The 13,442-nt window shown below is 46.1% G+C and carries 14 protein-coding genes; 13 read left to right on the forward strand and 1 reads right to left on the reverse strand.

All coding sequences use genetic code 11. The features are described 5' to 3' along the window. The first annotated feature begins 8 nt into the window (after nucleotides 1-8). The 9 genes from def to spoVM are packed head-to-tail and all read left to right on the forward strand — an operon-like array spanning nucleotide 9 to nucleotide 7,943. Nucleotides 9-497 (forward strand): peptide deformylase, encoded by a 489-nt coding sequence (gene def / locus SporoP37_RS14345; protein WP_081244318.1) that lies wholly within the window; start codon nucleotides 9-11, stop codon nucleotides 495-497. Continuing rightward, the gene (gene fmt, locus SporoP37_RS14350; RefSeq protein ID WP_085431310.1) at nucleotides 494-1,432 is read left to right on the forward strand and encodes a methionyl-tRNA formyltransferase; all 939 of its coding nucleotides are present in this window, start codon (nucleotides 494-496) and stop codon (nucleotides 1,430-1,432) included. Before def ends, fmt begins: the two co-directional genes overlap by 4 nt. Then, on the forward strand, nucleotides 1,429-2,769 hold the full coding sequence (gene rsmB / locus SporoP37_RS14355; protein ID WP_085431311.1) for a 16S rRNA (cytosine(967)-C(5))-methyltransferase RsmB: 1,341 nt from the start codon (nucleotides 1,429-1,431) through the stop codon (nucleotides 2,767-2,769). The genes fmt and rsmB overlap by 4 nt, the downstream gene beginning before the upstream one ends. 28 nt (nucleotides 2,770-2,797) lie before the next feature. Further along, complete coding sequence (locus SporoP37_RS14360; RefSeq protein WP_081244321.1) at nucleotides 2,798-3,556, forward strand: Stp1/IreP family PP2C-type Ser/Thr phosphatase; 759 nt, start codon at nucleotides 2,798-2,800, stop codon at nucleotides 3,554-3,556. Continuing rightward, nucleotides 3,553-5,553 carry a Stk1 family PASTA domain-containing Ser/Thr kinase gene (gene pknB, locus SporoP37_RS14365; protein WP_085431312.1) on the forward strand — a complete coding sequence of 667 codons (2,001 nt, stop codon included), beginning with the start codon at nucleotides 3,553-3,555 and terminating at the stop codon, nucleotides 5,551-5,553. The genes SporoP37_RS14360 and pknB overlap by 4 nt, the downstream gene beginning before the upstream one ends. Nucleotides 5,554-5,565: 12 nt before the next feature. Then, nucleotides 5,566-6,447 (forward strand): ribosome small subunit-dependent GTPase A, encoded by an 882-nt coding sequence (rsgA, locus tag SporoP37_RS14370; RefSeq protein WP_081244323.1) that lies wholly within the window; start codon nucleotides 5,566-5,568, stop codon nucleotides 6,445-6,447. Between the two features lie 2 nt (nucleotides 6,448-6,449). Continuing rightward, a complete protein-coding gene (rpe, locus tag SporoP37_RS14375) occupies nucleotides 6,450-7,118 on the forward strand; it encodes a ribulose-phosphate 3-epimerase (RefSeq protein ID WP_081244324.1) in 669 nt (222 codons plus the stop codon). After that, a complete protein-coding gene (locus SporoP37_RS14380) occupies nucleotides 7,115-7,768 on the forward strand; it encodes a thiamine diphosphokinase (protein ID WP_085431313.1) in 654 nt (217 codons plus the stop codon). The genes rpe and SporoP37_RS14380 overlap by 4 nt, the downstream gene beginning before the upstream one ends. 13 nt (nucleotides 7,769-7,781) lie before the next feature. Beyond that, on the forward strand, nucleotides 7,782-7,943 hold the full coding sequence (gene spoVM / locus SporoP37_RS17120) for a stage V sporulation protein SpoVM (protein ID WP_099662715.1): 162 nt from the start codon (nucleotides 7,782-7,784) through the stop codon (nucleotides 7,941-7,943). Between the two features lie 226 nt (nucleotides 7,944-8,169). On the opposite strand, the gene rpmB is transcribed toward spoVM, so the two are convergent. Continuing rightward, nucleotides 8,170-8,358 carry a 50S ribosomal protein L28 gene (rpmB, locus tag SporoP37_RS14385; RefSeq protein WP_078817777.1) on the reverse strand — a complete coding sequence of 63 codons (189 nt, stop codon included), beginning with the start codon at nucleotides 8,356-8,358 and terminating at the stop codon, nucleotides 8,170-8,172. Between the two features lie 216 nt (nucleotides 8,359-8,574). Between rpmB and SporoP37_RS14390 the strand changes: the two genes are divergently transcribed. The 4 genes from SporoP37_RS14390 (at nucleotide 8,575) to fapR (ending at nucleotide 13,436) form a co-directional block, all read left to right on the forward strand. Further along, the gene (locus SporoP37_RS14390; protein ID WP_081244326.1) at nucleotides 8,575-8,937 is read left to right on the forward strand and encodes an Asp23/Gls24 family envelope stress response protein; all 363 of its coding nucleotides are present in this window, start codon (nucleotides 8,575-8,577) and stop codon (nucleotides 8,935-8,937) included. Nucleotides 8,938-8,955: 18 nt separating this feature from the next. Continuing rightward, on the forward strand, nucleotides 8,956-10,611 hold the full coding sequence (locus SporoP37_RS14395) for a DAK2 domain-containing protein (RefSeq protein ID WP_085431314.1): 1,656 nt from the start codon (nucleotides 8,956-8,958) through the stop codon (nucleotides 10,609-10,611). A 112-nt stretch (nucleotides 10,612-10,723) separates the two neighbouring features. Continuing rightward, complete coding sequence (gene recG, locus SporoP37_RS14400; protein WP_099662714.1) at nucleotides 10,724-12,763, forward strand: ATP-dependent DNA helicase RecG; 2,040 nt, start codon at nucleotides 10,724-10,726, stop codon at nucleotides 12,761-12,763. A gap of 100 nt (nucleotides 12,764-12,863) precedes the next feature. Beyond that, nucleotides 12,864-13,436: a transcription factor FapR gene (gene fapR, locus SporoP37_RS14405; protein WP_081244328.1), complete on the forward strand. Its 573-nt coding sequence runs from the start codon at nucleotides 12,864-12,866 to the stop codon at nucleotides 13,434-13,436. The last annotated feature ends 6 nt before the right edge of the window (nucleotides 13,437-13,442 follow it).

The following is a 13,442-nucleotide window of genomic DNA, read 5'->3' on the forward strand; positions in this document are numbered from 1 at the left end:
AAGTAATTTTGACTATATTAGAAATTGTAAAACATCCGTCCCCTATTTTGACTACTCCCTGCGAGGAAGTTACCGTATTTGACGAGAAGCTAGGGGTTTTGCTTGACGATATGTATGAGACGATGGTCGAAAATGACGGTGTCGGCATTGCTGCGCCGCAAGTCGGCCGCACGATCCGCGCCGCCATTGTTGACTTCGATGAAGAACAGGACATCATTGAAATGATCAACCCGGTAGTTACCGCAACAGGAGGGTCAGAAGTTGAGGTCGAAGGATGCCTCAGTTTCCCGGGATTATTCGGCGAAGTAGAGCGCCCTTTTTACGTGAAAATAGAAGCTCAGGAACGCGACGGCAGTCTGTATGAGTTAGAAGCAGAGGGATATGAAGCTCGTGCCATTCTGCATGAAATTGACCATTTAAATGGTGTTTTATTTGATAAGAAAATCCAGCGGGTAGTGGACCCGTCTGAATTTGAAGAGGAGGAGGACGACGAATGACTAAAATTATTTTCATGGGTACGCCTGAATTTTCTGTCGGTGTCCTTTCGATGCTTCACGGGGAAGGATATGACATCGCTGCTGTCGTTACGCAGCCTGATCGTCCGGTAGGCCGCAAGCGCATACTGACGCCTCCTCCTGTAAAAGAAGAAGCGGTGCGCCTGGGACTGCCGGTTATTCAGCCTGAAAAGCTGAAAGGATCTTCCGAATTGCAGGAAATTCTGGCATTGCAGCCCGACCTGATCGTGACAGCCGCATTCGGGCAATTGCTGCCAAATGAATTGCTTGAAGCACCTGCGCTTGGCTGCATTAATGTGCATGCTTCACTATTACCAAAATATCGCGGCGGTGCACCGATTCACCAGGCAGTGATGGACGGTGAAACCGAAACGGGTGTCACGATCATGTATATGGCGGAAAAATTGGATGCGGGCGATATTATTTCACAAGTCGTCACGCCAATTGAAGAGACCGACGATACTGGAACTATGTTCACAAAGCTGTCTGCGGCAGGCACTTCATTATTGAAGGAGACATTGCCTTCCATTATCAGCGGTACGAACGAACGCACAAAACAAGATGAGACACAAGTAACGTTTGCACGCAATATTTCAAGAGAACAGGAACGGATTGACTGGACAACATCCGCACGTTCCATCTATAACCAAATCAGAGGGCTGCATCCATGGCCTGTCGCCTACACGAAGTTTGCAGGCGATCAAGTGAAAGTCTGGTGGGCGCAAATGGAAGAAAAGCATGCTGACGCAGTGCCGGGAGAAATTATCGGCCTTGAGAAAGACCGGATTATCGTGCAGACAGGTGAAGGCGCACTGGCGATCACTGATTTACAGCCAGCAGGAAAAAAACGAATGACTGCCGACGTATTCTTAAATGGAATCGGATCGAAATGGCAAGTGGGAGATCAATTTGAATGACAAATTATAAAAAGAAGATTTGGCGCGGCAATGTCCGGGATGCCGCATTATCAATTTTAATGGAAATTGAAAACGAGCAGGCATTCAGTAATTTATTACTGCATAAAACTATTGAGTTATATGATCTGCCGCCAAAAGACCGTGCGTTATTGACAGAATTAACATACGGCACCTTACAGCAGCAAATGACACTCGATTATTATCTGGCGCCGTTCGTGCGCGGAAAACTGCAGCCGTGGGTACGGCAATTACTGCGGCTGTCAGTGTATCAAATCATTTATCTGTCCAAGATACCTGAACATGCTGTTGTCAATGAAGCAGTAAAGATTGCCAATAAACGCGGGCATAAAGGGGTGTCATCTATGGTCAACGGAATTTTACGCTCCATACTCCGTGAAGGCGTACCTTCCCTTGATGAAATAGAAGACCCTGTTACCCGTTTGTCAATCGAAACGAGCCACCCGGAATGGCTGATTCGAAGATGGATTGAGCAGTACGGCATGGAAGAAGCGACTGCTGCGGCAGTTGTCAATAACCAGCCGCCTATTACGACAGCACGGATCAATAAAACGAAGACGAATAAAGGGGAAGTCATTGGGTTACTTAAGAAAGAAGGTATTATTGCGACGCCTGGCACGCTGTCAGACAGCAGTATCCAGGTGGAGTCAGGTAATATCGCATCTACGGAAGTATTCAAGCAAGGACTGCTGACAATTCAGGATGAAAGTTCGATGCTGCCCGCAATTGCACTGCAAGTGGAGCCTGGGATGCGCGTACTGGATATGTGTGCAGCACCTGGCGGCAAAACGACACATATTGCAGAACGCATGAATGATGAAGGGGAAATACAGGCGCATGACTTGCACCCGCACAAACTGCGTCTGATTGAACAAAATGCACAGCGTCTCGGTTTGAATTCAATTCATACAAACAGCGGTGACAGCAGAGCGTTATTAGACACTTATGAAGCCCGGTCATTTGACCGTGTGCTGGTGGATGCGCCGTGCAGCGGATTGGGTGTTATTCGCAGAAAGCCTGAAATTAAATATAAAAAGACGCTGCAGGATATCCAAAATCTTTCAGTCATTCAAAAAGAGCTGCTGCAAGTTGCCAGCCGGCTGGTGAAGATAGACGGCCTGCTCGTCTATAGTACGTGTACCATCGACAAATCAGAAAATGAAGAGATTGTCGATTGGTTCTTGCGGGAGCAGCCGGACTTTAAGCTGGTGCCTCTTCATATTTTGGAAGAAGAGAATGAGCAGGGATATTTGCAGATTTTACCGCATGACCATCAAAGTGACGGATTCTTTATTGCAGCCATGCAAAGAATCAGCTGATGTGACAGATTGGAACGGAGGGTAGCCTATGGAGTATGAGATCCGCTCAGATACAGGGAAAAAGCGAACTGTAAATGAAGATGAAGCAGCTGTATTTGTTCACTCCAAAAAACAGACGGTTCTCGCAATCATTGCGGATGGAATGGGTGGTCACAAAGGCGGTGATTTTGCCAGTGCCACAGCCGTTCGCATGATTGGCGAGCGATTTATGGCAGCGGACGAGGAAGTGGAGACTGAACAGGATTGGTGCGATCTTCTATATGATGCAGTTGTCGATATTAATCTGTTTCTTTATACAACTTCTCAGGAAGATGAAAACTTTAAAGGGATGGGAACTACGCTTGACATTGCGCTGATTCTGGATGAACAATGTCTTGTCTTCCATGTCGGCGACAGCAGGATTTATCATGTTACAGGCAAAGCCATCCGCCAGATCACAAAAGATCATTCTTTCGTCAATGTATTGATTGACAGCGGAGAAATTACAGAACAAGAAGCGGAAGTGCATCCGCAGCGTAATTGGATTATGAAAGCAGTCGGCTCTGAAAAGTCGATCGTTCCTGACCGCTATATATTCCCTTTGACTGAACACTCTTATGTGCTGCTTTGCACAGACGGCCTGAGCAATAAAATCGATAAAGAAACCATGCTGGATATCATCCTTCAAGACAGCCCGCTGGCAGTCAGAGCAGATGAATTTATCGAAATGGCGAATGAACGCGGCGGCGAAGATAATATTACAGTGATTCTGCTGGAAATTCCCGGAAACGGGGTGACGCCGGCATGATTGGTAAACGAATCGGTAAACGATATGAAATTATTCGGGTCATCGGAGACGGGGGCATGTCCAGAGTCTATTTGGCGCATGATATCATTCTCGACCGCGACGTAGCCATTAAAGTACTGCATTATGATTTTGCCAATGAAGAGGAGTTAAAGAAGCGATTTCAGCGGGAGGCACTTTCCGCGACCAGTCTGACACATCCTCATATTGTAAATATTTTTGATGTCGGCCAAGAAGATGAACTCCATTACCTGGTGATGGAATACATACCCGGCAGAACGTTGAAAGACTATATCCACACCCATGGCGCATTGTCGGCAGAACACGCTGTATCCATTATGCAGCAGCTGGTGTCAGCTATCTCGCATGCGCATCATAACGGTATTGTGCACCGCGATATCAAACCGCAAAATGTTCTCATGAATAGTGAAGATGATGTGAAAATCACGGACTTTGGAATAGCGATGGCGCTGAATTCCACGGTTCACACCAAAACAAATTCTGTGATCGGCACGGTTCATTACCTGTCACCTGAACAGGCAAGAGGGGGCATGGCGACAAAGCGTTCGGATATTTATTCACTCGGCATTGTCTTTTATGAATTACTGACGGGTGAATTGCCGTTTTCAGCGGAAACAGCTGTTGCCATTGCACTAAAGCACCTTCAGGAAGAAACGCCGTCTGTCCGCGACCAGTTTCCTGAAATTCCGCAGAGCGTTGAAAATATCATCCTGAAAGCAACTGCAAAAGATTCAATGTGCCGCTATGAAACAGCGGATGAAATGTACGATGATTTATTGACCGTATTATCACCTGAACGGGCAAATGAAAGTAAATTTACTTTACCTTTTGATGATGATAAGACAATGGCGATCCCGGTGATTCGTGATGTGCCGAAGTTTGAAGATGCGGAAGACACCATGAAAATTCCGCCGGTGAAAGAGGACCCTGTATCTCCCGTGAAAAAGAAAAAGAGGAAATGGCCTTATGTGGCGGCAGGCGGTATATTATTGGCGGCGCTGCTGGCATTTCTGCTGTTCATGATGATGAAGCCGAAAGAGATTATCGTGCCTAAAGTGGTAGGGGAGGAAGAGCTCGCAGCAACGGAGATACTGGAAAAGGAAGGCTTTGTCATTGATGAGCGATTTGAAGAGACATCCGATGAGTTCGATGCCGGAAAAGTTACCAAGACGGTCCCAGAAGCGGGCAAGAAACGCAAAGAAGGCGACGGTGTCAAACTCTTCATCAGTACGGGCAAAGATACGATGAAGCTCAGCGACTATACCGGGCGAAATTTTGAAGCAACGAAACGTTTCCTTGAAGGTTATGGTTTTAAGCTGATTGAGTCAGTGGAAGTCTACTCTGAAGAACCTAAAGGCACAATCATCAGCCAGCAGCCTGAAGCTGATCAGCCTGTCATTCCTGAAGATACGAAATTGATTTTTACTGTGAGTAAAGGCAAAGAACTTCACTCTCTTAATGACCTGTCAGGGATGTCTGCTAAACAGCTGGAGGATTACGCGAAAAGATCAGGACTGAAAATTCATATTGTCAGCGAGGAATACTCAGACACAGTCACAAAGGGGCATGTCGTTTCACAAAAACCGGCTAAAGGTGAGAAATTGGAAAAAGGTGAGCGGGTGGATGTAGTAGTATCCAAGGGACCTGCATCAAAACCGGTCAAACTGCTGGTTAAAACCATTCATATACCTTACAAATATCCCGAAAACCAGCCAGAAGATGAATTTGACCGAGAGGATGAAGGGAATCCTGATTCGGATTCTGACCCAGAGACGGAACCAACACCTCAGAAAATCCAAATTTTTATCCAAGACCGGACACATACCATGAACGATCCAGTGGAGGAATTTGAAATTACGGAAGATACGACCCGTAAAATCACTATTGAAATTGAAGAAGGAGCGCGTGGAGGATATAAAATCATGCGCGATCAAACAGTGATTGAACAAAATAAGTTTGACTATAAAGAGTTAGAGTAGAGGAGGAGTTCGATGGCGGAAGGCCAAATTCGAAAAGCAATCAGCGGCTTTTATTATGTGGAACATAATGGTGAATTGATTCAATGTAAAAGCCGGGGAGTATTCCGGTTAAAAAAGATCAATCCGCTTGTAGGTGATTTTGTGACGTATGTGCCTGACGGAGAAAATGATGCGACTATTACTGGGGTCGAGCCGCGTAAGAGTGAGTTGGTCAGACCGCCGATTGCAAATGTGGATCAAGTGCTGCTGGTCTTTTCAGTCGTCGAACCAGATATGAGTCTCCGTTTATTGGACCGTTTCCTGGCGGTCATTGAATCACACCAATTAGAGCCGATTTTGTATATTTCAAAAGAGGATATAGCCAATCAGCAAACCGTAGAGGATAATGAAGAGAATCTTGCATATTACCAGCGGATCGGTTATACAGTTTTGCGGAATGTGGATAATGAAGAACCGCTGCTGGAAGTGCTGCGTCCGTATATCAGCGGTAAAACTACCGTGCTGGCAGGACAGTCAGGTGTAGGCAAATCCACATTGCTGAATACGATTTTGCCTGAGCTGCAGTTGAAAACCGGAGTCATTTCAGACGCGCTGGGCCGCGGAAAACATACGACGCGGCACGTGGAGCTGCTCGAAGTGGCGGGCGGTCTGGTGGCTGATACACCCGGGTTTAGTTCGCTGGATTTTGATCATATCGAAAAAGAAGAACTGCGGGATTATTTTGTAGAGATGGCTGAAGCAAGTGAAGGATGTAAATTTAGAGGCTGTCTTCATTTGAAGGAGCCGGGCTGCGCAGTTAAAGCGCAAGTCGAAGAAGGACTCATTTCAGAAAGCCGTTATAAAAATTACTTGTTATTCATGCAAGAAATAATGGATCGAAAGCCGAGGTATTAACTATGATAAAAATTGCGCCATCTATTTTAGCGGCAAACTTTGCCAAATTAGGAGAAGAAGTGAAAGAGGTAGAGCAGGCAGGAGCCGAGCTTATTCACATCGATGTAATGGACGGTCATTTCGTGCCGAATATTACGATGGGGCCGATTGTGGTGGAAGCGTTGCGTCCGTTGACAGAACTGCCATTGGATGTGCATTTAATGATTGAAAATCCGGATGCGTATATCGGAGACTTCGCGAAAGCAGGAGCAGATTATATTACGGTCCATGTGGAAGCATGCCGTCATTTGCACAGAACACTGCAGTTAATTAAATCAACCGGTGCAAAGCCGGGTGTCGTCCTGAATCCGCATACGCCTGTTGAACAGATTATGCATGTTCTTGAAGATGTGGATTTGGTATTGTTCATGACAGTCAATCCCGGCTTCGGCGGCCAGTCATTCATTGAATCCGTCATTCCGAAAGTGAAGCAGCTGTCCGATATCATCAAAGAACGCAATCTCTCCATTGAAATCGAAATTGACGGCGGTATTAATGAAGAAACGATCAAGCCTTGTGTGGAGGCAGGTGCGACTATTTTTGTGGCTGGTTCTGCCATCTATAATAAAAAGAATCGCGCAGAAGCGCTGCAGGCCATCAAGTCAGCCGGTGAAAGCGTGATGGCGAAATGAAATATGCCATCGTGTGTGCGGCTGGCCCCATTGAGGAAGTAGTGGATCTGACAGAGTATGATCAGGAGGATACGGTGTATATCGGGGTGGACCGGGGCGCATTGTATTTACTCGAAAAAGGCATAGTGCCGAATGAAGCGGTTGGCGATTTTGATTCGGTGACGGAAGAGCAATTTAAACAAATCGAATCAGGTGCTGAAATGATTCATCGTGCGAACGAAGAGAAGGACGAAACTGATACGGAACTTGCAGTACAGCGCGCGCTTGCGTACGAGCCCGATTACATCGTGCTGACAGGCGTCACAGGCGGGCGTCTGGATCATTTGCAGTCAGCTTTGCATTTGCTGTACCGGATTCAGTCCGAGAACCGTAAAGTAAAGTTTAAGATTCATAATACAACAAATGATATCCGTGTCATGCTTCCCGGAGTAAGACGCGTAAAGAAAGATTCCCGTTATCCGTATACATCCTTTTTCTCGTTCGGCCCTGCTGTAACGGGGCTGACGCTGACGGGCTTTAAATACGAAACAGTAAATGAGCGGCTGGAAATTGGCGTAACTCGTTTTACAAGTAATGAAACAATGGCGGATGTTTGTACTATCTCCTTCCGTGAGGGCATATGCTTAATGGTAAGGAGTTCAGATTCCTGAAAGGAGTGGGGATTTGCGAGTATATACATTCACGCTGCCAAAGTTTGTCAGCAACATCGTGAGAAAGTGTGCAGTGGCGTTCCAGAAAGATAGCCGCACAAAATCAACGGTTGCTGCCAATCCAAAAGCCGCCAAGTCAAAAAAACGCAAAAAAGAAAAAACACAAAGCGCCTAAGCAGGTGCTTTGTGTTTTTTCTGTGTAAAGTAAAGAAGCAAAAAGCGCCTATACAGCAGATCCTCCAACGACTGTCGAGGCTACCGGGCGCTTTCAGCTTTAACATTATATCCAGCTTCCAGCGCCAGCCTCTCGGATCGTTTCGGCTCCGCCAGAAAGGCAAAAAGCGCCTTTATGGCAGATCCTCCAACGACTGTCGAGGCTACCGGGCGCTTTCAGCTTTACATTATACTCGTTGTACTTTGCCTGATTTTAGAGCTCTTGCAGATACCCAAACGCGTTTAGGTTTGCCGTCTACTAAGATTCTAACTTTTTGAAGGTTTGCGCCCCAAGTGCGTTTGCTAGAATTCAGAGCGTGTGAACGAGAGTTTCCAGAACGAGCTTTTCGTCCAGTGATAACACATTGTTTAGCCATTTTAGTTCCTCCTCGTGAATTATTTAGCGATTCACGTTACAATTCGCATACCATAGTACTTTATCATAAGGACAGAATCGATGCAACAATTTTTTCTTATACTTTCAAGGTTTTTTCCTTTACACTATATTTTGCCGTCTTCAATGCTTTCATTCTTGATGATTTGCCGTATAATGTACGTATGATGTATCTGGAGATAGGGAGGAGAAGATGAGGATGTCAATCGAACTTAAAAATGAACACGGGACGATCGATATTACAAATGATGTAATTGCGCAAGTAGTCGGAGAGGCTGCAATTGAATGTTATGGAATAGTGGGGATGGCTTCCCAGCATCAAATTCGTGACGGACTTACAGAAATTCTCCGCAAAGAAAACTTCGCCCGCGGTGTTATTGTGCGCAGCGAAGGCGAGGAATTCCATATCGATATATACGTCATCGTAAGTTACGGCACGAAAATTACTGAAGTGGCTTATCAAGTACAATCAAAAGTGCAATATATAGTGAGAAAGACACTCGGGCTGACAGTCAGTTCGGTAAATATTTTTGTACAGGGAGTTCGGGTAACGAACGTGTAAAAGGAGGACTTCAAGTCAATGACTTCAATTAATGGATTGCAATTTGCGAAGATGGTAGAAATGGGTTCGCATCATCTTCATCAAAATGCGGATTACGTGGATTCTTTAAATGTCTTTCCGGTGCCGGATGGTGATACGGGAACAAATATGAATTTATCCATGACATCAGGGGCAAAGGAAACAGAACGTCACGCACAGGAACATATCGGGCTGACAGCGCAGGCATTCTCAAAGGGATTGCTCATGGGTGCGCGCGGAAATTCGGGCGTCATTCTGTCTCAGCTGTTCCGTGGATTCAGTAAACAGATTGAAAAAGAATCGGAAGTATCCGTCAGGCAATTTGCAGAAGCGCTTAAATACGGCGTGGATACAGCGTATAAAGCAGTAATGAAACCGGTGGAAGGGACCATTTTGACTGTGGCGAAAGATGCTGCAAATGCAGCTGTACAGCATATGGAAGATGCACAAGATCTCGCAGGGTTACTGGAGATTATTGTGGAAGAAGCAAAGACTTCCTTAAAACGCACGCCTGATTTATTGCCGGTCTTGAAAGAGGTAGGAGTAGTAGACAGCGGAGGACAAGGTCTGGTTTATGTCTATGAAGGCTTTTTGGCATGCCTGAAAGGCGAAGACTTGCCAGAAAAAGTAACTGTACAGTCGATGGAAGACTTAGTGAATACAGAACACCATCGAAGTGTTCAGAGCTTTATGAACTCCGAAGATATTGTGTTTGGCTACTGTACGGAATTCATGGTCAAATTAGACTCCAAAAAACTTCTTGATCAGCCTTTCGATGAAGCCATTTTCCGGCAGGATTTAAGTGAACTGGGCGATTCATTGCTCGTTATCTCAGATGATGAAGTGGTGAAAGTACATATCCATACAGAAGAGCCTGGAGATGCGCTGACATATGGCCAGAAATACGGTTCATTAACAAAGATGAAAATCGAGAATATGCGTGAACAGCACAGTGACATCATGGATCGCGATGAAGCGTCCGCAGTGAAACCAGTTCAGCATAAATATGCAATTGTAACCGTTTCGATGGGAGAAGGAATCGCTGAACTCCTAAAAAGTATCGGTGCATCCGCGGTTATTGAAGGCGGTCAGACGATGAATCCTTCCACCGAAGACATTGTCAAAGCGATTCAGGAAATTGGTGCAGAGAAAGTATTAATTCTGCCAAATAATAAAAATATCATTATGGCGGCGGAACAGGCGGCGGAGGTATTGGAAATTGAGGCAGCTGTCGTGCCGACTAAATCCGTACCGGAAGGTCTTGCGGCAATCTTAGCATTCAATCCGGAAGCAACGGTGGAAAAGAATGCGCAGTCAATGAAGCAGGCGTCTGCTTCCATTAAGACGGGGCAAGTTACGTATGCGGTACGTGATACATCCATCGATGGAGTGACGATTCATAAAGATGACTTTATGGGGATTGCAGAAGGCAAGATCACCAGTTCAGCTCCATCACTTGAAGATGTTACGAAACGCCTGGTTTCTTCTATGATTGATGAAGAGGATGAAATCGTCACTATTATATATGGTGAAGATGTATCTGCAGAAGAGGCTGAAAAAATCAGTGCGTATATTGAAGAGCAATTCGACCATGTCGATATTGAATTGTACGCGGGGAAACAACCCCTTTATCCATACATTCTTTCTGTCGAATAAAAATATTACGTTGTCCTGTAAGCAGGGGCAACGTTTTTATTTTCCTGCCTTTTCATGGTAAACTAAAAAGAGAACATCTGTTTTTCAGCTTGCATAGAGAGGAGGATCCGCAGTGGCAACCATTTTAAAAAATAGTATCGGAACCGTAAAAGGAATCGGCAAAGCAACAGCTGAACAGTTTGCAAAACTCGGGATTCTGACGATTGAAGATTTGCTGTATACATTCCCTTACCGGCACGAAGATTTCAGAATGAGAGACCTAACTGAAACGCCGCATAATGAGCGGGTGACTGTAGAAGGGCGCGTGGAATCACAGCCTGCAGTATTTTATTCGGGAAAGAACCGTTCACGCATGCAAGTGCGTTTGCTGGTCGGACATCATTTAGTGAAAGCGGTGTTTTTCAATCAGCATTACTTGAAAGACCGTCTGCTGCCGGGCATGCAGGTCAATGTGACCGGCACGTGGGACAGAGGGCGCCAAGTGATTACGGTCAGCCGTTTACATACAGGAGCACAAACAGATTTCGAGCCGGTTTACAGCGTAAAAGGTGTTATGCACCAAAAAACCTTCCGCCGCTATATGCGCACAGTAATTGACCTTGCAGCACAGGATGCAGAAGAGACACTGCCGCAGGAGATGCTTCGTGAATACCGGCTTCCGTCGATTGCGCAGGCGCTGGAAATGATTCATTTTCCAACGAAGCCGGAAGATGTAAAGCACGCGCGCAGACGATTCGTTTATGAAGAACTCCTGCTGTTTCAGCTGAAAATTCAAGGGATGAAAAAGCTGCGCAAGGAACAGGAGCCAGGCCTAGTCATACAATACGATCTGGAATTGCTGAAGAAATTCATCGGCTCCCTGCCGTTTGAATTAACAAATGCACAAAAACGGGTGGTGAACGAATTATGCGCTGAATTAAAATCACCTCTTCGCATGAACCGGCTGCTGCAGGGTGATGTAGGCTCCGGAAAAACCGCGGTGGCGGCTATTGCGCTTTACGCGGCGGTTACTGCCGGATTTCAAGGTGCACTGATGGCACCGACAGAAATTCTTGCGGAGCAGCATGCGGAGTTGCTGGCTGACTGGTTTGAGCCGTTTGGTGTAACTGTCGCTTTTTTGGCAGGTTCCACTAAAGCGAAAGCCAGAAGAGAAATACTGGAAAGGCTGGAGTCGGGTGACATCGATTTGCTGATCGGCACACATGCGCTTATCCAGCCCGAAGTGCAATTCCGTAAGCTGGGCTTTGTAGTGACGGACGAACAGCACAGGTTCGGCGTTGAGCAGCGCCGTGTCTTGCGTGATAAAGGGCTGAATCCGGATGTGCTTTTCATGACCGCCACTCCCATTCCAAGAACGCTGGCGATTACGGTATTTGGTGAAATGGATGTGTCTGTGCTGGATGAATTGCCGGCAGGACGAAAAGAAATAGAAACACATTGGCTAAAAGAAGAATCACTGGTGCCTGTCCTGCAAAGAATGGAGAAAGAATTACGCGCCGGAAGACAGGCTTACGTCATCTGTCCTTTGATTGAAGAGTCCGATAAACTTGATGTGCAGAACGCTGTAGAAGTGCATGCTGAGCTCAGTAACTATTTTGCAGGCCGCTACACAGTCGGACTGATGCACGGCCGGCTGCCGTCAACAGAAAAAGATCAGGTAATGCGGGAATTCAGTGAAGGGCAGCTGAACATTCTTGTCTCTACGACGGTCGTGGAAGTAGGCGTCAATGTTCCGAATGCGACGTTTATGCTGATCTATGATGCAACAAGATTTGGGCTGGCCCAGCTGCATCAGCTGCGCGGACGTGTTGGCCGGGGCTCCGATCAATCTTATTGCGTCCTGCTTGCAAACCCTTCATCCGAAGAAGGGAAAATGCGGATGCAATCGATGACGGAGACGAATGACGGATTTATTTTGGCGGAAAAAGACTTGGAACTGCGTGGAGCAGGCGACATCTTCGGTAAGAAGCAAAGCGGTATGCCTGAATTTAAAATGGCCGATCTGGTTCATGATTTTAAAGCACTTTCTACGGCAAGGGAAGATGCGGAGCGATTGTTGAACTCAGATGCATTTTGGCAAAATGACGATTATGCAGTATTGCGCAGGCAGCTCGAACAGTCAGGTGCACTGACAGATAAGAGAATAGACTGAAAGCTGTGTAACGAGTATATTCGATAACCTCTTGCAATCTGTTTTAGCTCTTTATATACTTAGTATTAATACCAAGTGCTAATCTGAAAGGGTGGAGCAATTGAAAGTTCCGAAGCAGGAGAGGCAGCGGGCACTCGTTACGCTGCTTGAAGAGGATCCTTTTCTGACGGATGAAGATCTTGCCCGGCATTTTTCCGTAAGCATTCAAACAGTTCGGCTGGATCGTCTGGAATGCCAAATCCCTGAATTGAGAGAACGGCTGAAGTCCGTGGCTTCACAGCAAATGCAGGAAACCGTGAAATCCATACAGGCAGAAGAAATCTTTGGTGAAATCATAGATGTGGAATTAGACAATAAAGCGCTTTCCATTTTTGATGTGACGGAAGCACATGTATTTAAACGAAACGGTATTGCCAGAGGGCATCACTTATTCGCTCAGGCAAATTCGCTGGCTGTTGCTGTGCTGGACGATGATCTGGCATTGACCGTACGTTCCTCGCTGCATTTTCAGAAACCAGTGAGGGCGGGTGACCGCGTCGTAGCACGTGCCACTGTACGCGAAGAAACATTAAAAAATAAAAGTACGGTCGTCGATGTCCTGTCAACTGTCGAAGGCGAGCCTGTGTTTTCAGGAGAATTCTCGATGTATCGTACGACAAAAAAAGGCAGGTAACTACAT

The organism is Sporosarcina sp. P37, assembly GCF_002109365.1.
In the GTDB taxonomy this organism is placed as follows: Bacteria; Bacillota; Bacilli; order Bacillales_A; family Planococcaceae; genus Sporosarcina.

Bases quoted from the DNA above. Each gene is read 5' to 3' on its own strand.
- fmt (WP_085431310.1), top strand. From the start codon at position 494: ATGACTAAAATTATTTTCATGGGTACGCCTGAATTTTCTGTCGGTGTC.
- rsmB (WP_085431311.1), top strand. From the start codon at position 1,429: ATGACAAATTATAAAAAGAAGATTTGGCGCGGCAATGTCCGGGATGCC.
- SporoP37_RS14360 (WP_081244321.1), top strand. From the start codon at position 2,798: ATGGAGTATGAGATCCGCTCAGATACAGGGAAAAAGCGAACTGTAAAT.
- pknB (WP_085431312.1), top strand. From the start codon at position 3,553: ATGATTGGTAAACGAATCGGTAAACGATATGAAATTATTCGGGTCATC.
- rsgA (WP_081244323.1), top strand. From the start codon at position 5,566: ATGGCGGAAGGCCAAATTCGAAAAGCAATCAGCGGCTTTTATTATGTG.
- rpe (WP_081244324.1), top strand. From the start codon at position 6,450: ATGATAAAAATTGCGCCATCTATTTTAGCGGCAAACTTTGCCAAATTA.
- SporoP37_RS14380 (WP_085431313.1), top strand. From the start codon at position 7,115: ATGAAATATGCCATCGTGTGTGCGGCTGGCCCCATTGAGGAAGTAGTG.
- rpmB (WP_078817777.1), bottom strand. From the start codon at position 8,358: ATGGCTAAACAATGTGTTATCACTGGACGAAAAGCTCGTTCTGGAAAC.
- SporoP37_RS14390 (WP_081244326.1), top strand. From the start codon at position 8,575: ATGTCAATCGAACTTAAAAATGAACACGGGACGATCGATATTACAAAT.
- SporoP37_RS14395 (WP_085431314.1), top strand. From the start codon at position 8,956: ATGACTTCAATTAATGGATTGCAATTTGCGAAGATGGTAGAAATGGGT.